Below are 17,549 nucleotides of genomic sequence, written 5' to 3'. Positions count from 1 at the left end.
CCGGGCGAGTCCGGCGCACACATGGTGGTGTGCGGCGATGACGGGCTCGCGCACCGGCTGGCCGCGGAGTTGCGCGGGGTGTACGAGGAGCAGGTCACGCTCGTCGTCCCGCCTTCCGAGCGGGCGGTACGGCCGCCTGTCGTGGGGCGCGCCCGCGCGGTGTCCGTGGCGCTGCTCGACCGGGTGGTGAGCGCTGCCGTCAATCGGGCTGCCGGGAACGGCGGGGGGACGGGAGCGGGAACGGGGACTGCGGCGGGGACGGGAGCCGGTTCGGGCGCGGTTGCCGGTACGGCGGGGAGCGGCGAAACCGGTTTCGCGGGGCGGGTGTTGGAGGCCGTCGAACCGACCGAGGCCGTGCTCGCCGAGGCAGGAGTGGAACGAGCGGCCGCGCTCGCGCTCGTCTACGACGACGACGAGACGAACATCCGTGCCGCCCTCACCGCCCGTCGGCTCAACCCCCGGCTGCGGCTCGTCCTGCGGTTGTACAACCGGCGGTTGGGGCAGCACATCGAGGAACTCCTCGACCAGGCCGCCGCCTTGGCGACGGTCGGCGGGGGCGGCGGGCCCGCGGTGGGGGACGCCTCCACCACCGTACTGTCCGATGCCGACACCGCCGCGCCCGCGCTGGCCGCGACCGCCGTCGCCGGCACCAGCAAGGTCGTCCAGACGGACGGGCTGTTGCTGCGGGCCGTCGAACGGCCCGCCCGGGGAGCCGGACGGGCCGCCGATCCAGGGCTGGCCACGCTCGCCCTGCTGTCCGCGACGAGCAACGACCCCGCCTTCGCGGACGGTTCCGAGACCAGCGGGGAGCAGGGGCCGCTGCTGTTGCCGGACGCGGCCACGGTCGCCGCCGCGAGCGGGCGGGGCAGCGTCGTGCTGGAACAGGTGTCGTACTCGGCCGGGCCCGCGTTGCCCTCCGGGCGGGGGGTCGGGGTCGTGGCGCCGTTCGCCTCCCTGTTCTCGCGGCGGCTGCGGTGGTCGCTGGCGGGGCTCGTGGGGTGTGTCGTCGCGCTCGCGGTGGCGTTGTGGCTGGTGACCGGGGTCCATCCGCTGGGGGCGGTGTATCTGACGCTGCTGGATCTGTTCGCGATCAACGATCCGGCGGTGGGGGAGTCGACCGAACGGCAGGTTCTTCAACTGCTCTCCGGACTCGTGGGGTTGCTGCTTCTGCCGGTGTTGTTGGCGGCTGTGCTGGAGGGGCTGGGGACGTTCCGGGCGGCCGGGGCGCTGCGGCGGCCGCCGCGGGGGCTGGGTGGGCACGTGGTGCTGCTGGGGCTGGGGAAGATCGGGACGCGGGTGCTGACGCGGCTGCGGGAGCTGGACATTCCCGTGGTGTGCGTGGAGGCCGCCCCGGAGGCGCGGGGGGTCGCGGTGGCGCGGCGGTTGCGGGTGCCGGTGGTGCTGGGGGACGTCACGCAGGAGGGGGTGCTGGAGGCGGCGAAGATTCATCGGGCGCACGCGCTGCTGGCGGTGACCAGCTCCGACACGACGAACCTCGAGGCCGCTCTGTACGCGCGGTCCCTACGGCACGACCTGCGGGTGGTGCTGCGGTTGTACGACGACGACTTCGCGACCGCGGTGTACCGCACGTTGCGGGCGGCGCATCCGCAGGCGTTGACGCGGAGTCGGAGCGTGACGCATCTGGCTGCGCCGTCGTTCGCGGGGGCGATGATGGGGCGGCAGATCCTGGGGGCGATTCCGGTGGAGCGGCGGGTGTTGCTGTTCGCTTCGCTGGAGGTCGGGGGGTACGGGCAGTTGGTGGGGAAGACGGTGGGGGAGGCGTTTCGGGCCGGGTACTGGCGGGTGTTGGCGTTGGAGGGGACCGGGCGGGAGTCGTCCGGGGCGGGGGACGAGGGGCGGGGGGCCGGAGTCGGGGTGGGGCTGGTGTGGGATCTGCCCGACTCGTACGTGCTGCGGGGGGAGGACCGGGTGGTGCTGGCCGCTACGCGGCGGGGGTTGGCGGAGTTGTTGGGGCGGCGGCGGAGGGGAGCGGCGGGGGTGTAGCCGTCTTCTTTTCCCGCCCCCGCCGCCCCTGCCCGTCCCCAGGGGCTCCGCCCCCGGACACCGGCGGGGGTCGCGCGCCCGCCCCCGGTCACCGCAGCCCTGTGTCAGGGGGCCGGGGGCGAGGTTTCCTCAGTGGTCCAGGTGTTTCTCCGCGAACTGCAGTTCCAGGCGGACCTGCTTGATGCGTTCGTCCACCACCAGGGAGCCGTGGCCCGCGTCGTAGCGGTAGACCTCGTGGAGGGCTCCTCTGCTCTCCAGGCGGGTCACGTAGTTGTCGATCTGGCGGATGGGGCAGCGGGGGTCGTTGACGCCGGCCGAGATGTAGACGGGGGCCTTGACCTGGTCCACGTAGGTCAGGGGGGAGGAAGCCGTGAAGCGGTCGGGGACCTCCTCGGGGGTGCCGCCCAGGAGCGTGCGGTCCATCGCCTTGAGGGCTTCCATCTCGTCGTGGTAGGCCGTGACGTAGTCGGCCACCGGGACCGCCGCGATGCCCAGCGCCCACGCCTCGGGCTGGGTGCCCAGGCCCAGGAGGGTCAGGTAGCCGCCCCAGGAGCCGCCGGTGAGGATCAGACGGTCGGGGTCGGCCAGGCCCGAGGCCACCGCCCAGTCGCGAACCGCTGCGATGTCCTCCAGCTCGATCAGGCCGACCCGGTGCTTCAGGGCGTCCGTCCAGGCTCGGCCGTAACCGGTGGAGCCTCGGTAGTTGACGCGGACGACCGCGTAGCCGTGGTCGACCCAGGCGGCGGGGCCGGCCGCGAAGGAGTCGCTGTCGTGCCACGTGGGGCCGCCGTGGATGTCGAACACGGTGGGCAGGGGGCCGCTCGTGCCGGCCGGCTTCTGGACCAGGGCGTGGATGCGGCCGCCGGGACCCTCCACCCACACGTCCTCCACCGGCACCGAGCCCGGGGACTTCATGCCGGGCGGGTCCAGGACCGGCTCGCCCGTCGTCGAGCGGACGGTGGGCGGCTCGGCCGCCGACGACCACAGGTACTCCACGCTGCCGTCGGGGCGGGCCGTCGCGCTCGAGACCGTGCCCGGCGGGGTCGGCACCCGCACGAGCTCCCGGCTCGTCAGGTCGTAGCGGAACAGCTCGCTGCGGGCCTCGAAGCCGTGCGAGACCAGGAGCCCGGAACCGTCCGGATACCACTCCGCGCCCACGTCGCCCGGCAGATCGAGGGCCAGGTCGGTCTGCTCGCCGGTCGCCACGTCCCAGACGAGCGGCTCCCAGCGGCCCCGGCGCTGGTGGCCGATCAACAGGCGGGTGTCGGCGTCGACGGGCGCGAAGCCCAGCACCTCGAGCCCCAGTTCCCGGGTGCCGCCCTCGGTGTCGTCCAGTTCGGCGACCGTGGAGCCGTCGGGGCGCAGGACGCGCAGCGCGGAGTGCATCGCGTCGCCGTGTTCGGTGTGCTCGATCGCGATCAGGGTGCCGTCGTGGGACAGGTCTCCGACACCCGCCGACTCGCGGTGGCGGTACAGCTCGACCGGCGCCTCGCCGAGCCGCGCCACGTGGATCGTCGTGCCGTCCTCGTCCGTGGAGCGGCCCACCACCGCCGTACGGCCGTCCCTGCCCAGGGCCAGGCCCGCCGGGTACGACGGGTCGAGGCCCGGTGCCGCCAGTTCGTCCTCGCCGCCCTCGAAGGGCTGGCGGCGCCAGACCCCGAACTCGTCGCCGTCCTTGTCGTCGAACCACCAGATCCAGGTGCCGTCCGGGGAGAGCACGCCGTCCGTCGTACCGTTGGCCCGGTTCGTCACCTGACGCTGTTCGCCGGTGGACCGGTTCCAGGCGTACAGCTCGTACGTCCCTGTCGCGTTCGACACGAACAGGGAGCGGTCCGGCGCGTCCTCCGCCCACTCGGGCAGCGACACCCGGGGCGCCCGGAAGCGCTTCTCCCAGTCCGGCATCTCCTCGTACCGCTGCGGCGCGGCGGACCCGTTGCTCTCAGTCATGGCCCCATACTGCCCGCCTCCGCCGGCAAAGGAGCACCACGGCCCCAGCCTGTGGAAAAACACGAGGCCGCCCACGACCGCACCTGTGGAAAACCCCGGCCGCCGCGGCCGCGCATGTGGACGAACCCGGACCGCTCCGGCCGCCCCTGTGGACAGACCGAGCCGCCCCGGCCGCGCGCTCGCCCCGTCGGCCCACCCCGCACCCACCCCGCGGACCGCTCCCCCGCTGCCGCCCCGTACCGTTGTCGGTGTGTACCGGTTTCTGCTGACGCCCCGTTGGTGGGGGATCAACGTCTTCGTGCTGCTGGCCATCCCCTTCTGCGTGTTCATGGGGTCCTGGCAGCTGAGCCGGTTCGAGGCGCGCGTGGACGACCATCGCAGCGCCGAGGCGCAGGCCGACTCGGCCCGCACGCAGGCACCGCGCCCGCTGGCCGAGATGCTGCCCGTGGACAAGGCCACGTCCGGCAAGCGGGTCACCGCGAGCGGGCGGTACGGCGATCAGCTGCTGGTCCCCGACCGCGAGCTGGACGGCCGGGCGGGCTTCTACGTGCTGACGCTGCTGCGCACCGACGGCGGCAGGACCCTGCCCGTCGTGCGCGGCTGGCTGCCCGGTACGGCCGACGCCGCCAAGGCGCCTGCCCCGCCGGCCGGCGAGGTCAGCGTCACCGGCGCGCTGCAGGCGCCCGAGACGCCCGGTGACAACGGCGTGAGCGCGCGGGGCGGGCTGCCGCCCGGCCAGACCGGCGCGATCAGCACGGCCTCGCTGGTCAACCTCGTCTCCGACGACCTCTACGACGCCTGGGTCACCCTCGACACCGCCGACTCGGGGATGACGGCGGTGCCCGCGCGGGCGCCGAGCGGCACGGGACTGGACCTGAAGGCGTTCCAGAACCTCGGTTACACCGGTGAGTGGTTCGTGTTCGCCGGGTTCGTGGTGTTCATGTGGTTCCGATTGCTGCGGCGCGAGATCGAGTTCGCGCGGGATGCGGAGCTGGGGATCGCCGGGCCCGACGCCTCCGCGTCGCCCGGGTCCCCCGCGCCCACCGGCTCCCCGGCATCCTCCGGGTCGCCCTCGGCGGCTCAGGACGCCGACGTCGACGCCAGCACGCCCGTCCGGTAGACCGTTCCCGCACACGCGTCCGGCACCGTCGCGCTCACCGTCGGCGAGCCGCCCTCGGCGGTGTACGTCACCAGGACGCTGCCGTCGGCCGTGCCGTCCTCGGTGAACAGCTGGGGAGCCGTGCCGGACGTGCCGCCGGTCGTGCCGTCCGTGGCGCCGCTCTGCTCGCTCGGGGAGGGGTCCGGGGAGGACGAGGGACCGCCGGTGGTGCTGCCGCCGGTGCTGCCGCCGGTGGTGGGGCAGGTCTCGGAGGGCACCCAGGCGAACCGCACGTCGTACGCCGAGCCCGGGGCGAGGACCAGCTGGGAGACGTAGAGGGAGGGGTCGGGCAGGTTGGCCGCCGCGTCACCCGAGGTGTGTTCGGCGATGGTGATCTTCGCGGGGTCGGCGGCGCCCTGCGCGGTGGGCGTCACGGACACGCTCCCGCCGACGGTGCAGCCGCGGTCGGAGACGTTGACGACGCGGAAGGTGCCGTAGACGACGCCGGCCGAGTCGGGGACCTCGACGACGGCGCTGGAGTCGCCCAGCTGGGACGTGGTGCAGGCGGGGGCGTCGGCCGGGGAGGTGGCGGCGGGGCCGGTGCCGTCGGGTGAGCCGGTCGCGCTGCCGGAGGCCTTGGCGCCGGCGGTGTTCTCGGTGCTGTCCTGGCCGGGCCGGCCGGTGGTGCCGGCGGGGGAGCCGACCTTGCCGGAGGTGCCGCCGTCGGGGCCCTTGTCCTCACCGGCGCCGCCCTGGGTCTGGGAGGCCTGGCCGGCGATGGAGGGGTTGGCGTCGGAGCCGCCGGAGTGGGAGACGTGCAGCAGGGCGGGGACGGCGGTGCCGACGAAGAGGGCCGCGGCGGCCATTCCGACGGCGGCCTGGCGCTTGCGGGCCCGGCGGGCGGGGACGGCCCGCCGGAGGTGCTCCAGCGTCCCGTCGCTCGGCGCCATCTCCTGGACCGCCTGGTGCAGCATGCGGCGCAGTGCCAGCTCGTCCGAGTCGAACCCGTCGGGGCCCTGGTCGTCGAGGTGGTGGTTCACGGTTCCGTTCCCAGCGTGCGATTGCTTCGGCTCTTGCTTGTGCGGCGGTGTCATCGGCTCGTGCCACGCGTACGGCTCGTGCCGCTCGCGTGCGTCCCCGCCGTCGGGTTCCTCGCCCCGCGCGCTCACGCCGTCGCCCCCATGGCGACGCGCAGGGCGGCGATGCCGCGCGAACCGTAGGCCTTGACCGAGCCGAGCGAGATGCCGAGGGTCTCGGCGACCTGGGCCTCGGTCATGTCGGCGAAGTAGCGCAGGACGAGGACCTCGCGCTGGCGGCGCTGGAGGCCCTTCATCGCCTTGATGAGGGAGTCGCGCTCCAGCTGGTCGTAGGCGCCCTCCTCCGCGCTGGCCATGTCCGGCATCGGCTTGGAGAGCAGCTTCAGGCCGAGGATGCGGCGGCGCAGGGCGGAGCGGGAGAGGTTGACGACGGTCTGGCGCAGGTAGGCGAGGGTCTTCTCCGGGTCGCGGACGCGTTTGCGCGCGGAGTGGACGCGGATGAAGGCCTCCTGGACGACGTCCTCGCAGGAGGCGGTGTCGTCGAGGAGGAGGGCGGCGAGACCGAGCAGCGAGCGGTAGTGGGCCCGGTAGGTCTCGGTGAGGTGGTCGACGGTGGTGCCGGCGGCGACCACCTCGTCGGTGTCACGCTGGCTGGGTACGCGGGCAGGCCGCGCTGCGGGCATGGGGGCGATCACCGGCATGCCGCCGGGCGCGCCGGGCATGCGGGGTCGGAGGGCGCCGCGGGGCGGCCGTAGGGCCGTACCGCGGGTCGCCGGGAAGTCGAGAACCTCTGCCACGTCTGTTGGACACGCTTCCCCCCGCCGGGGTTGTACGGGCCGGCCGCGAGTTTTGCGCCGGACGTCGGCCCGTCCGCTCGCGCCCCTGCCCCGGATGCCCCGCTCGCACCCGCCGGCAGCCGCACGGACGGTGCCTCCCATGCCCTCATCTGTCCCGCTCTTCCCCTGTATGCCATGTGAACGGGCGCCCCCACGCCCCGATCCCGGCGTCCCCATACGCCGCGATCACACCTCCGCGCACCCCGAAGGGTGACTGCAAAGACGCTCCCCGCGCTCCGCGTGGTTGCGGAGGGCGGGGAGGAAAATCTTCGAACGCCATAGGTGTCCGATACAAGTGGTGCCGGTCGTCGACCGGCTCACATCACCGTGCGACAGATCCTACAAACGCCGATGCCGTCGGCCAGGGAATTTCCGGCCACCGGCTCCTGTCCCACCAAGCGTTGCGCCGGCCGCAGACGTCACCCGTACTCCGCCGCCACCAGTTCGGCGATCTGCGCGGTGTTCAGGGCGGCCCCCTTGCGCAGGTTGTCCCCGCACACGAAGAGTTCGAGCGCCGTGGGGTCGTCGAGCGCCCGGCGCACCCGGCCGACCCAGGTGGGGTCGGTGCCGACGACGTCGGCGGGCGTGGGGAACTCTCCGGCGGCCGGGTTGTCGAAGAGGACGACACCGGGGGCGGTGGCGAGGATCTCGCGGGCGCCGCCGACGGTGACCTCGTCCTGGAAGCGGGCGTGGACGGTGAGGGAGTGCACGGTGATCACGGGCACCCGCACACAGGTCACGGCGACGGGCAGCTTCGGCAGTCCGAGGATCTTGCGGGACTCGTCCCGCACCTTCATCTCCTCCGACGACCAGCCGTCCTCGCGCGGCGACCCAACCCACGGCACGACGTTCAGCGCGACCGGCTCCGGGAAAGGTCCCGTCCGGTCGCCGACGGCCCGCCGTACGTCACCGGGGCTGGTCCCCAGTTCCGTACCGGCGACCATGGACAGTTGCCGGCGCAGTGTCTCCACGCCGGCCCGGCCCGCCCCGCTGACCGCCTGGTACGACGACACCACCAGCTCGCGCAGGCCGTACTCGGCGTGCAGCGCGCCCAGCGCGACGATCATCGACAGGGTGGTGCAGTTCGGGTTGGCGACGATGCCGCGCGGCCTGTTGCGCACGGCGTGGGCGTTGACCTCGGGGACGACCAGGGGCACGTCCGGGTCCATCCGGAAGGCGCCCGAGTTGTCCACGACCACCACGCCCTTGGCGGCGGCGAGCGGCGCCCACCGCTCGGCGACCTCGTCCGGCACGTCGAACATCGCGACGTCGACGCCGTCGAAGGCCTCCTCGGTGAGCGCCACCACCTCGACCTCCTCGCCGCGCACGGCCAGCTTGCGGCCGGCCGAGCGCGGCGAGGCGATCAGTCGGATCTCGCCCCAGACGTCGGCGCGCTGGGACAGGATCTTCAGCATGACCGTGCCGACCGCTCCGGTCGCTCCCACGACCGCGAGCGTCGGTCGTCGGATCATCGCCCGGTGCCCCCGTAGACGACGGCCTCGTCGCTGTCGGAGTCGAGCCCGAAGGCGGTGTGCACGGCGCGCACGGCCTCCGGCACGTCGTCGGCGCGGGTGACCACCGAGATGCGGATCTCGGAGGTCGAGATCAGCTCGATGTTGACGCCCGCGTCGGACAGCGCCTTGAAGAAGTCGGCGGTGACGCCCGGGTTGGTCTTCATGCCGGCGCCGACGAGGGAGATCTTGCCGATCTGGTCGTCGTAGCGCAGGGAGTCGAAGCCGATGCCGCTCTTGTTCTTCTCCAGGGCGTCGATCGCCTTGCGGCCCTCGGACTTCGGCAGCGTGAAGGAGATGTCCGTGAGGCCGGTGGAGGCCGCGGACACGTTCTGCACGATCATGTCGAGGTTGATCTGGGCGTCGGCGACCGTGCGGAAGATCGTGGCCGCCTCGCCCGGCTTGTCCGGCACGCCGACGACCGTGATCTTGGCCTCGGAGGTGTCGTGCGCGACACCGGAGATGATGGCCTGCTCCACCTGCTTGTCCCCTTGCTCGATCGGCTCGCTGCTGACCCAGGTGCCCGGAAGTCCGCTGAAGGACGAACGGACGTGGATCGGGATGTTGTAACGGCGGGCGTACTCCACGCAGCGGTGGAGCAGCACCTTCGACCCGGACGAGGCCAGTTCGAGCATGTCCTCGAAGGAGATCCAGTCGATCTTCCGGGCCTTCTTCACCACGCGCGGGTCGGCGGTGAACACGCCGTCGACGTCGGTGTAGATCTCGCACACCTCGGCGTCGAGGGCGGCCGCGAGAGCCACGGCGGTGGTGTCGGACCCGCCGCGCCCCAGGGTGGTGATGTCCTTGGTGTCCTGGCTGACGCCCTGGAACCCGGCGACGATGGCGATGTTGCCCTCGTCGAGCGAGTCACGGATCCGGCCCGGCGTGACATCGATGATCCGGGCTTTGTTGTGGACCGAGTCGGTGATGACACCTGCCTGGCTGCCGGTGAAACTCTGGGCGGAGTGGCCCAGGTTTTTGATGGCCATGGCCAGCAGGGCCATGGAGATCCGCTCTCCGGCGGTCAGCAGCATGTCGAGCTCGCGCCCGGCAGGGATCGGGGAAACCTGCTCTGCGAGATCGATCAGCTCGTCCGTCGTGTCGCCCATCGCGGAAACCACCGCCACCACCTGGTGGCCGTCCTTCTTGGCTTCCACGATCCGCTTGGCGACGCGCTTGATGCCCTCGGCATCGGCTACGGAGGAACCTCCGTACTTCTGCACGACAAGGCCCACGTGCGCTCCTCGCTCAGTTTGTCTTTTTCCGCACGTACGCCCTTGTACTGCGGGTCGGCTCAGTCTAACGAGCACCCGAAAACCGCCCCCGGGATACCGCATGGTGAGACTCCCGGGGGCTGTCCGGGAAGTCGTCCGGGACAGTCCCTGCCCACTGACACCGAAGTGAAAGCCGTGAGTGAGGTTTCCCGCACTATCGGCACGCGGAGCGGCCGGACGTCACCTGAGCGACCCCGGTCCCAGCCGGCCGCCGATCTCCTCGGCCATCACCCGGCCCGCCTCGAACTCCAGGGTGTCGTCGCCGTCGCCCTGGTCGGTGTCCAGGCCGTCCAGTTCCTGCAGGGGCTGGTTGAGGCGGACGTGGGCCAGGACCGAGTGGAGGGCGCGCAGGGTCGCCGAGGCCGTGGCGCCCCAGTTGGAGAAGTACGAGAACTGCCACCACCACAGGGCCTCCGAGGTGCGGCCGGCCCGGTAGTGGACCATGCCGTGCCGGAGGTCGGCGATGACGTCGGCGAGGTCGTCGGAGATGCGGGCGGGAACGGGCGCCTTGCGGGGCTCGTAGGGGTCGAAGACCTCGGAGTAGACGTCGATCGGCTCCAGGAGGCGGGCGAGGTTCTCGCGCAGTTCGTCCGCGTCGGGCTCGAATCCGGGGTCGGGCTCGTAGCGCTCGTCGGGGACGATGTCCTCGTGGGCGCCGAGGCGGCCGCCGGCCAGCAGGAGCTGGGAGACCTCCAGCAGGAGGAAGGGGACGGCCGAGTCCGGCTCGTCGCCCTTGGCGACCTCGGAGACCGCGACCAGGAAGCTCTCGATCTGGTCGGCGATCTGGACGACGAAGTCGTCCGGGTTCGGCTCGGTCGCGTGCAGCGTGGCGTCAGACATCTAGGAGTCGTCTCCCCTCGAAGGCGCGGCCGAGCGTGACCTCGTCCGCGTACTCCAGGTCGCCACCCACCGGGAGGCCGCTGGCCAGGCGGGTGACCTTCAGGCCCATGGGTTTGATCATGCGGGCGAGGTACGTGGCCGTCGCCTCGCCTTCGAGATTCGGGTCCGTGGCGAGGATCAGCTCGGTGACCGCGCCGTCGGCGAGGCGGGCCAGCAGTTCCCTGATGCGCAGGTCGTCGGGGCCGACGCCCTCGATCGGGCTGATCGCTCCGCCCAGGACGTGGTACTTGCCCCGGAACTCGCGGGTGCGCTCGATCGCCACCACGTCCTTCGGCTCCTCGACCACGCAGATGACGGAGAGGTCGCGGCGGGGGTCGCGGCAGATGTTGCACAGCTCCTCCTGCGCCACGTTGCCGCAGGTCGCGCAGAACCGGACCTTCGCCTTGACCTCCATCAGGCACTGCGCGAGACGCCGTACGTCCGTCGGTTCCGCCTGGAGGATGTGGAAGGCGATCCGCTGCGCGCTCTTGGGACCGACGCCGGGGAGCCGCCCCAGTTCGTCGATGAGGTCCTGGACCACGCCTTCGTACAACGGACTGCCGTCCTTCCTGGGTTTCCTTGCAGTACGTACGGTAGTTGGCCGCCGCCCGTCCTAGGAAGGCGGTGTGGGCGTCGCGCGGGCGACGGACGTCGAAACGGCCGGGGCCCGGGGCGGTGTCAGAACGGCAGGCCGGGGATGCCGCCGCCGCCGAGGCCCTGGGCGAGCGGGCCGAGCTTCTGCTGCTGGAGGTTCTGCGCGTTCTCGTTGGCCGCCTGGACGGCTGCGACGACGAGGTCGGCAAGGGTGTCGGTGTCCTCGGGGTCCACCGCCTTCGGGTCGATCTTCAGGGCGCGCAGCTCGCCGGCGCCCGTCACGGTGGCCCGCACCAGGCCGCCGCCGGCCTGGCCGTCGACCTCCGTGTTCGCCAGCTCCTCCTGGGCACGCGCCAGATCCTGCTGCATCTTCTGGGCCTGCTGGAGCAACTGCTGCATGTTGGGCTGGCCACCACCGGGAATCACGATCAGCTCCTCTTCCGGGCCTTGGTCGGTACGGGGTTTTCCCGCTCGCCACGAGCCTACGTGGTCTGTGCGGGTGTCGCTCCAGCACTCTTTCGGGTGACTCTCGGGTGTGGCCTATACCTGATCAAGGCCCACTTCCAGGCGGAAAAGAGGCGAACCCTTCCTCTTCGCCACCCATTGGGAGGTAGGAAAGGGTCCGGCGCATCGGCACCGGGAGTCACGGTGCCACCGGGCGGCATCGGGCGTTGCGCAACGGGATCGGTCGGACAGTAGGGAGTGCCGGGTGGGTCAGCAGCCGGAGAGGCAGCCCGAGGGTCCGTCCCAGGACGGGCCGGGCGGGGGCGCGGCACGGCTGCGGCCGGGCGACCTGACCGGGCGGGCCTTTCCGCTCGGGGACTGGGGCGAGCCGGCCGAGCGGCTCGACGAGCTGTACCGGTGGGTCGAGCGGGGCGCGCTGGACACGGCTGCCTGGTACCTGGCCGACCGGGTGTGGAAGCGGCGGGCGGCACGGGTCCTGCGGGGCGGGGCCGCGGCGGGGGCGGTGACGGGGGCGGCGCTGCCGCTGCTCGATGTCGCCGGGGCGACGGGCGGGGTGGCGCCCTGGGGCTACCCGGCGCTGCTGGCGGCGGCGGCGTGCCTGGCCGTCGACCGGTTCTTCGGGATGACGGCCGGGTGGATGAGGGACATGGCCACGGCGCAGGCGGTGCAGCGGAGGCTGCAGGTGCTGCAGTTCGAGTGGGCGGCGGAGAGCGTGCGGGAGGTGCTGGGGCCGGCGGAGGGAACGGCCGGCGAGGCCGCCGAGCGGTGCCTGGGGGTGCTGCGGCGGTTCTCGGAGGACGTGACCGAGCTGGTGCGGGTGGAGACGGTGGACTGGATGGTGTCGTTCCGTACGGGGGCGGCGCCGATGGGGTTGCAGGGGGTGGGGGTGTCCGAGGGCGGGGGGCGGGGTGCCGGTGTGGCTCACGGGCGGATTCCGTTGCCGCCCGGGGGCGCGGGGCGGCCCAACATGCCCCGGCAGCGGCCGCCCGAGCCGCGGTGACCCCGCGGTGGCCGGGCCGGTGGTGGCCGGGCCGGTGGTTCTCTCGCCCCGGGCCGGACGGGTCGGCATGCCCTGAGCGGCGCCTTCAGCTGCGTCAGCTCCGGCTGTACGTCAGCTTTTCGCCGGTCGTGGGGTTGAGGCGTTCCAGCCGGCCGTTCGACAGGAGCGTCACCTCCGTGGCCGCGCCCGGGGAGCAGGAGGAGAGGGGCTCGCCCGTGGTGACCTTCGAGGGGCCCAGGGCCAGGGGCGACCGTGCGGTCGGGGCCTGGCTCAGGGCGGCCGCGAACTCGCAGTGGTAGGCCTCGCCGTCGGCCACCAGGCGCAGGACCGTGTCGCCCACCTCGCCCTGGGTGAGGGTCAGGCGGCGGGTGTCGGCGCCGTTGATCGTGGTGGTCCAGGTGCCCAGGTAGGACTCGGGGATCCGGCCCTCCTCCGGCGAGGGGGACGGGGAGGAGGAGGGCGACGGGGACGGGGACCGGGTCCCGGAGTCCGTCGGCGTCGCGGGGGCCGACGTCGTCGGGGCCGGGAGCGCGCCGGAGGTGCCGTCGTCGCCGTTCATGACCGCGTACACCGTGCCGCCGGCGGCCAGCGCGACCACCGCGGCGACCACCCCGAGCAGCACCGCGGAACGGCCGCCGCGGCGGGGCGGGTCCTGGGGCTCGTCGGGGTGGTCGGGGTGGTCGGGGTGGCCACCGCGGGGGATGCCGTACGCCGGCGCGTCGGCCGCGTAGGGGTTGTGCGGGACCGGCACCTGCATCGGTACCGGCATCGGCGCCTGCGCCTGCGTCGGCATCGGCATCGGTTGCCGGGGCGGGGCCGGGTACTGCTGGGGGTGGCCGTACGCCGGGTGGGGCGCGGCCAGGGTGGGGGCGTGGTCGGGCGGGGCCGCGAGGGTGCCGCGGGGGCCGGGGTGGTGCGGGGCGGCCTCCGTGAAGGCTCCTTGGGGGTCCTCCGTCTCCAGGAGCCGTACGGCGTGCCGGCCCAGCTGGGCGACGAGGGCGCCCGGCAGCCACGGGTCGCGGGAGCGGCCGTCGGCGACGGTGTCCTCGGCGCCGGTGCGTTCCAGGATCCACTCCAGCGTGGGCCGGGTCGCCGGGTCCTTGCGCAGGCAGGCGCGGACCAGGTCGGCGATGCCCTCGGGCACGCGCGTGAGGTCGGGCTCCTCCTCGGCTATGCGGAACAGCAGCGCGTGGACGCCCTGCTGGTCGGCGGAGCCGAAGGGGAGGTCGCCGGTGGCGGCGTAGGCGAGGACGGAGCCCAGGCAGAAGACGTCGCACGCGGGCGTGATCCGGTCGCCGCGCACCTGCTCGGGGGCCATGAAGCCGGGCGAGCCGATCAGCGCGCCGGTCTGGGTGAGGCCGCCGCCGCCGAGCTGGGTCAGGGCGCCGTCGCCGGTCACGGTCTCCAGGGCCCGCGCGACACCGAAGTCGATGACGCGGGGGCCCTCGATGGTGACCATCACGTTGGACGGCTTGAGATCGCGGTGGACGATGCCGGCCGCGTGGATGTTGGTGAGGGCGTGCGCGAGGCCGGCGGCGAGGATGCGCACCGACCGCTCGGGCAGCGGGCCGTGGTCGTGGTCCACCACCTGCTGGAGACTGGGCCCGGCGACGTAGCCGGTGGCGACCCAGGGCACGGCGGCCTCGGTGTCGGCGTCGAGGACGGGTGCGGTCCAGAACCCGCCGACGCGCTGGGCGTTGCGCACCTCCTGGCGGAACCGTGCCCGGAACTCCTCGCGCTCGGCCAGTTCCGGCCGGACCAGCTTCACGGCGACGGTCCGTCCGCGGTCCGAGCGGGCCAGGAAGACCTGCCCCATACCGCCCGACCCCAGCCGCCCGAGCAGCCGGTAGCCGCCGATCCGCTGTGGATCCCCCGGTCCCAGCTTCTCCATGGCAGCTCCGCCTTTCCCCCACAGATGTGATCCCGCCGAGAATAAACCGGCCGTTCGGGGAGTCGAGCGGTGTGGTGTCTACGGTTCCGTAACAGGCGCTTCGGGCCGGGGCTTCTCGGCAGGGATGGTGGCCGGGCTCATGGCGGGCCCGTGGCCGGGCTCATGGCCCGGCGCTCATGACGGGGCTCATGACGGGGCTTCGTCGCGGGCCCCCTGACGGGGCTCATGACGAGCCGCCGAACGGACTTCCGGACGGCCTTCCGGACGGGCCTCAGGACCGGGCGGCTCCAGTTCCTCCAGCACCCGGGACAGCCGTTCCAGCAGGCGGACGGCCTCGGCCAGCTCCGCCTCGCCGTACGCCTCCGCCAGCCGGTCGGCGAAGGCCGCGTGACCGGGGTCGACGCGGGTGATCGCGGCGCGCCCTCGCGCGGTGGGCGCCAGCAGTTTCGCGCGCCGGTGCGCGGGGTTGGGCCGGTACTCCGCGAGCCCCCGGCCGACCAGCAGGTCGGACACGCGCTGCACGCTCTGCCGTGTGATGCCCATGGCACGGGCGATGCCGGACACCGGGAGGGGTTCGGCGAGGACCGCGCCGAGCACCTGCCACCAGGCGGCGGTGAGGCCGGAGGGCCGGGCGAGCTCCTCCGCGACGCCGAGGAACTGGCCGTTGAGCCTGAAGACGCCGAGCGCGCTCCGGCTGAGCAGGTCCTGTCGCTCCCGGCTCACCGCGCCCCGGCCTTCTGCAGGACGGCGTAGGCCTCCGGGTCGGAGTCGTGGAACAGCCGGTACCAGGCGTCCAGCACCTCGCCGTCGTAGACGCCGAGGAGGCGGAGGACCTCGCGGGCGAAGGCGACGGGCTCGGTGGGTCCGGCGGTGATCAGGTTTCCGTCGGTGACGGCGTCGGCGTCGACGTAGCGGCCGCCGCCCGCGTACCCGGTGGCGGCGAGGTAGAAGGAGACGGCGCTGGTGTGGGCGCGGTCGTCGAGCAGGCCGGCGCGGGCGAGTCCGGCGGTGGCGCCGCAGATCGCGGCGACGGGGGTGCCCGCGGCCAGGAACTCACCCGCCGCACGGGCGAAGGGCGCGAGGTCGTCGGAGGTGTCCCACAGGTCGGCGCCCGGCAGGATCAGCAGCGCGCCGTCCTCGGGGCGTACGTCCGCGAGCGCGAGGCCGGGCCGGACCCGGAGTCCGCCGAGGCTGGTCACGGGGCGCGTCGAGGGGCCGACCGTGCGGATCTCGTACCCGCCCCGGGCGAGGTGGGCGGTCGCGTGGCCGGTCTCCCAGTCGGCGAGGGTGTCGTAGACGGCGAGGTACACGGGCTTGCGGGTGGCGGGGCTGGTGCTCATGGCTTCTCCTCGGCCGGTGGAGCCTTATGACAGCATGCTGCCTTTCTGACAGCATGCTGTCAATGCAGGTCCGTCGTCCTGGTCCGGTCCGGTCGTCCATGCCCGACAACCTGTCGCGGAATCCCCTCGTCCACGGAACAGGACGCCGATACCGCTTCCGCATCGCGGACATTTACGCTCGCCCGCATGACCCCTCAGACCGACCCCCAGGCCGGCGCCGCCGTGAAGGCCGCGGACCGCGCGCACGTCTTCCACTCCTGGTCCGCGCAGGAACTCATCGACCCGCTCGCCGTGGCCGGCGCCGAGGGGTCGTACTTCTGGGACTACGACGGCAGGCGCTACCTCGACCTCACCAGCGGGCTCGTCTACACGAACATCGGCTACCAGCACCCCAAGGTCGTCGCCGCGATCCAGGAGCAGGCCGCGCGCCTGACCACGTTCGCGCCCGCTTTCGCCGTCGAGGCCCGCTCGGAGGCGGCCCGACTGATCGCCGAGCGCACCCCCGGCGACCTCGACAAGATCTTCTTCACCAACGGCGGCGCCGACGCCGTGGAGCACGCGGTGCGCATGGCGCGCCTGCACACCGGGCGGGCCAAGGTGCTGTCGGCGTACCGCTCCTACCACGGCGGCACCCAGCAGGCCGTGAACCTCACCGGCGACCCGCGCCGCTGGGCCTCCGACTCGGCCGCGGCCGGGGTCGTGCACTTCTGGGCGCCGTTCCTGTACCGCTCCCGCTTCTACGCGGAGACGGAGGAGCAGGAGTGCGCGCGGGCGCTGGAGCACCTGGAGACGACGATCGTCTTCGAGGGGCCCGCGACGATCGCCGCGATCGTCCTGGAGACCATCCCCGGCACCGCCGGGATCATGGTGCCGCCGCCCGGCTACCTGGCCGGCGTCCGCGAGCTGTGCGACAAGTACGGGATCGTCTTCGTCCTGGACGAGGTCATGGCCGGGTTCGGGCGCACCGGTGAGTGGTTCGCGGCCGACCTGTCGGGGGTCGTGCCCGACCTGATGACCTTCGCCAAGGGCGTGAACAGCGGCTACGTGCCGCTGGGCGGGGTCGCCATCTCGGGCGCGATCGCGGAGACCTTCGGGAAGCGGCCGTACCCCGGTGGCCTCACCTACTCCGGACACCCACTGGCCTGCGCCGCCGCCGTCGCCACGATCAACGTGATGGCGGAGGAGGGCGTCGTGGAGAACGCGAGGAACCTCGGCGCCTCCGTCGTCGGGCCGGGGCTGCGGGAGCTGGCCGAACGCCACCCGAGCGTCGGCGAGGTGCGCGGTGTCGGCATGTTCTGGGCGCTGGAGCTGGTGAAGGACCGCGAGACGCGCGAGCCGCTGGTGCCGTACAACGCCACCGGTGAGGCGAACGCGCCGATGGCGGCGTTCGGGGCCGCCGCGAAGAAGGCCGGGGTGTGGCCCTTCGTCAACATGAACCGCACCCACTTCGTGCCGCCGTGCAACGCCGGCGAGGCGGAGCTGAAGGAGGGGCTCGCGGCGCTGGACACGGCGCTGTCGGTGGCCGACGAGTACACCGCGTAGCCCTCGGGCGGAGCGGGCGGCCCTCGGGCACACCGGGCGCCGGCCGGGCGCACGGACGGCTGCCCGCGCACGCGGTCGAAGTCGGCGAGGTTGTGCCGGGCGTCCTCGACGGCACGCTTGCCGGACTCGA

At 73.1% G+C, this 17,549-nt stretch carries 15 protein-coding genes; 4 read left to right on the top strand and 11 right to left on the bottom strand.

The annotated features are described in order from the left end of the window. Positions 1-21: 21 nt before the first annotated feature. Positions 22-2,004 carry an NAD-binding protein gene (locus tag AB0N31_RS13300; RefSeq protein ID WP_366058571.1) on the top strand — a complete coding sequence of 661 codons (1,983 nt, stop codon included), beginning with the start codon at positions 22-24 and terminating at the stop codon, positions 2,002-2,004. Between the two features lie 129 nt (positions 2,005-2,133). On the opposite strand, the gene AB0N31_RS13295 is transcribed toward AB0N31_RS13300, so the two are convergent. Then, complete coding sequence (locus tag AB0N31_RS13295; RefSeq protein ID WP_366058473.1) at positions 2,134-3,951, bottom strand: prolyl oligopeptidase family serine peptidase; 1,818 nt, start codon at positions 3,949-3,951, stop codon at positions 2,134-2,136. Positions 3,952-4,201: 250 nt separating this feature from the next. Between AB0N31_RS13295 and AB0N31_RS13290 the strand changes: the two genes are divergently transcribed. After that, positions 4,202-5,071, top strand: a complete 870-nt coding sequence (locus AB0N31_RS13290; RefSeq protein ID WP_366058472.1) for an SURF1 family protein — start codon at positions 4,202-4,204, stop codon at positions 5,069-5,071. Here AB0N31_RS13290 and AB0N31_RS13285 read toward each other — a convergent pair. From AB0N31_RS13285 to AB0N31_RS13255, 7 genes are all read right to left on the bottom strand, one after another. Further along, positions 5,032-6,090 carry a hypothetical protein gene (locus AB0N31_RS13285; protein ID WP_366058471.1) on the bottom strand — a complete coding sequence of 353 codons (1,059 nt, stop codon included), beginning with the start codon at positions 6,088-6,090 and terminating at the stop codon, positions 5,032-5,034. The genes AB0N31_RS13290 and AB0N31_RS13285 overlap by 40 nt on opposite strands. Before the next feature lie 125 nt (positions 6,091-6,215). Next, positions 6,216-6,884, bottom strand: coding sequence for a SigE family RNA polymerase sigma factor (locus tag AB0N31_RS13280; protein WP_366058470.1), 669 nt, complete (start codon positions 6,882-6,884; stop codon positions 6,216-6,218). A 458-nt stretch (positions 6,885-7,342) separates the two neighbouring features. After that, positions 7,343-8,395, bottom strand: coding sequence for an aspartate-semialdehyde dehydrogenase (locus AB0N31_RS13275; protein ID WP_366058469.1), 1,053 nt, complete (start codon positions 8,393-8,395; stop codon positions 7,343-7,345). Further along, positions 8,392-9,669 (bottom strand): aspartate kinase, encoded by a 1,278-nt coding sequence (locus AB0N31_RS13270; RefSeq protein WP_366058468.1) that lies wholly within the window; start codon positions 9,667-9,669, stop codon positions 8,392-8,394. Before AB0N31_RS13270 ends, AB0N31_RS13275 begins: the two co-directional genes overlap by 4 nt. Before the next feature lie 219 nt (positions 9,670-9,888). After that, positions 9,889-10,548 carry a DUF5063 domain-containing protein gene (locus tag AB0N31_RS13265; protein WP_366058467.1) on the bottom strand — a complete coding sequence of 220 codons (660 nt, stop codon included), beginning with the start codon at positions 10,546-10,548 and terminating at the stop codon, positions 9,889-9,891. Beyond that, positions 10,541-11,140 carry a recombination mediator RecR gene (gene recR / locus AB0N31_RS13260; RefSeq protein ID WP_363087455.1) on the bottom strand — a complete coding sequence of 200 codons (600 nt, stop codon included), beginning with the start codon at positions 11,138-11,140 and terminating at the stop codon, positions 10,541-10,543. Before recR ends, AB0N31_RS13265 begins: the two co-directional genes overlap by 8 nt. Before the next feature lie 125 nt (positions 11,141-11,265). Beyond that, the gene (locus AB0N31_RS13255) at positions 11,266-11,607 is read right to left on the bottom strand and encodes a YbaB/EbfC family nucleoid-associated protein (protein WP_363087456.1); all 342 of its coding nucleotides are present in this window, start codon (positions 11,605-11,607) and stop codon (positions 11,266-11,268) included. A gap of 283 nt (positions 11,608-11,890) precedes the next feature. On the opposite strand from AB0N31_RS13255, the gene AB0N31_RS13250 reads away from it, so the two are divergent. Next, positions 11,891-12,646, top strand: coding sequence for an SLATT domain-containing protein (locus AB0N31_RS13250; protein ID WP_366058466.1), 756 nt, complete (start codon positions 11,891-11,893; stop codon positions 12,644-12,646). Positions 12,647-12,740: 94 nt separating this feature from the next. Here AB0N31_RS13250 and AB0N31_RS13245 read toward each other — a convergent pair whose 3' ends face one another. The 3 genes from AB0N31_RS13245 to AB0N31_RS13235 all read right to left on the bottom strand — a co-directional run bounded on the left by AB0N31_RS13245 (position 12,741) and on the right by AB0N31_RS13235 (position 15,877). After that, positions 12,741-14,537, bottom strand: a complete 1,797-nt coding sequence (locus AB0N31_RS13245; protein ID WP_366058465.1) for a protein kinase — start codon at positions 14,535-14,537, stop codon at positions 12,741-12,743. 186 nt (positions 14,538-14,723) lie between these two features. Next, positions 14,724-15,260 (bottom strand): MarR family transcriptional regulator, encoded by a 537-nt coding sequence (locus tag AB0N31_RS13240; protein ID WP_366058464.1) that lies wholly within the window; start codon positions 15,258-15,260, stop codon positions 14,724-14,726. Further along, a complete protein-coding gene (locus AB0N31_RS13235) occupies positions 15,257-15,877 on the bottom strand; it encodes a type 1 glutamine amidotransferase family protein (protein WP_366058463.1) in 621 nt (206 codons plus the stop codon). Before AB0N31_RS13235 ends, AB0N31_RS13240 begins: the two co-directional genes overlap by 4 nt. Before the next feature lie 186 nt (positions 15,878-16,063). Between AB0N31_RS13235 and AB0N31_RS13230 the strand changes: the two genes are divergently transcribed. Beyond that, positions 16,064-17,419, top strand: a complete 1,356-nt coding sequence (locus tag AB0N31_RS13230) for an aspartate aminotransferase family protein (protein ID WP_366058462.1) — start codon at positions 16,064-16,066, stop codon at positions 17,417-17,419. The last annotated feature ends 130 nt before the right edge of the window (positions 17,420-17,549 follow it).

This window comes from Streptomyces sp. NPDC051051 (genome assembly GCF_040682975.1).
Taxonomy (GTDB): Bacteria; Actinomycetota; Actinomycetes; order Streptomycetales; family Streptomycetaceae; genus Streptomyces.
This window is presented reverse-complemented; position numbering and strand designations above follow the sequence as displayed.

Coding starts and splice junctions, on each gene's coding strand:
- AB0N31_RS13300 (WP_366058571.1), top strand. CDS start 22: ATGGTGGTGTGCGGCGATGACGGGCTCGCGCACCGGCTGGCCGCGGAG.
- AB0N31_RS13295 (WP_366058473.1), bottom strand. CDS start 3,951: ATGACTGAGAGCAACGGGTCCGCCGCGCCGCAGCGGTACGAGGAGATG.
- AB0N31_RS13275 (WP_366058469.1), bottom strand. CDS start 8,395: ATGATCCGACGACCGACGCTCGCGGTCGTGGGAGCGACCGGAGCGGTC.
- AB0N31_RS13265 (WP_366058467.1), bottom strand. CDS start 10,548: ATGTCTGACGCCACGCTGCACGCGACCGAGCCGAACCCGGACGACTTC.
- AB0N31_RS13245 (WP_366058465.1), bottom strand. CDS start 14,537: ATGGAGAAGCTGGGACCGGGGGATCCACAGCGGATCGGCGGCTACCGG.
- AB0N31_RS13235 (WP_366058463.1), bottom strand. CDS start 15,877: ATGAGCACCAGCCCCGCCACCCGCAAGCCCGTGTACCTCGCCGTCTAC.
- AB0N31_RS13230 (WP_366058462.1), top strand. CDS start 16,064: ATGACCCCTCAGACCGACCCCCAGGCCGGCGCCGCCGTGAAGGCCGCG.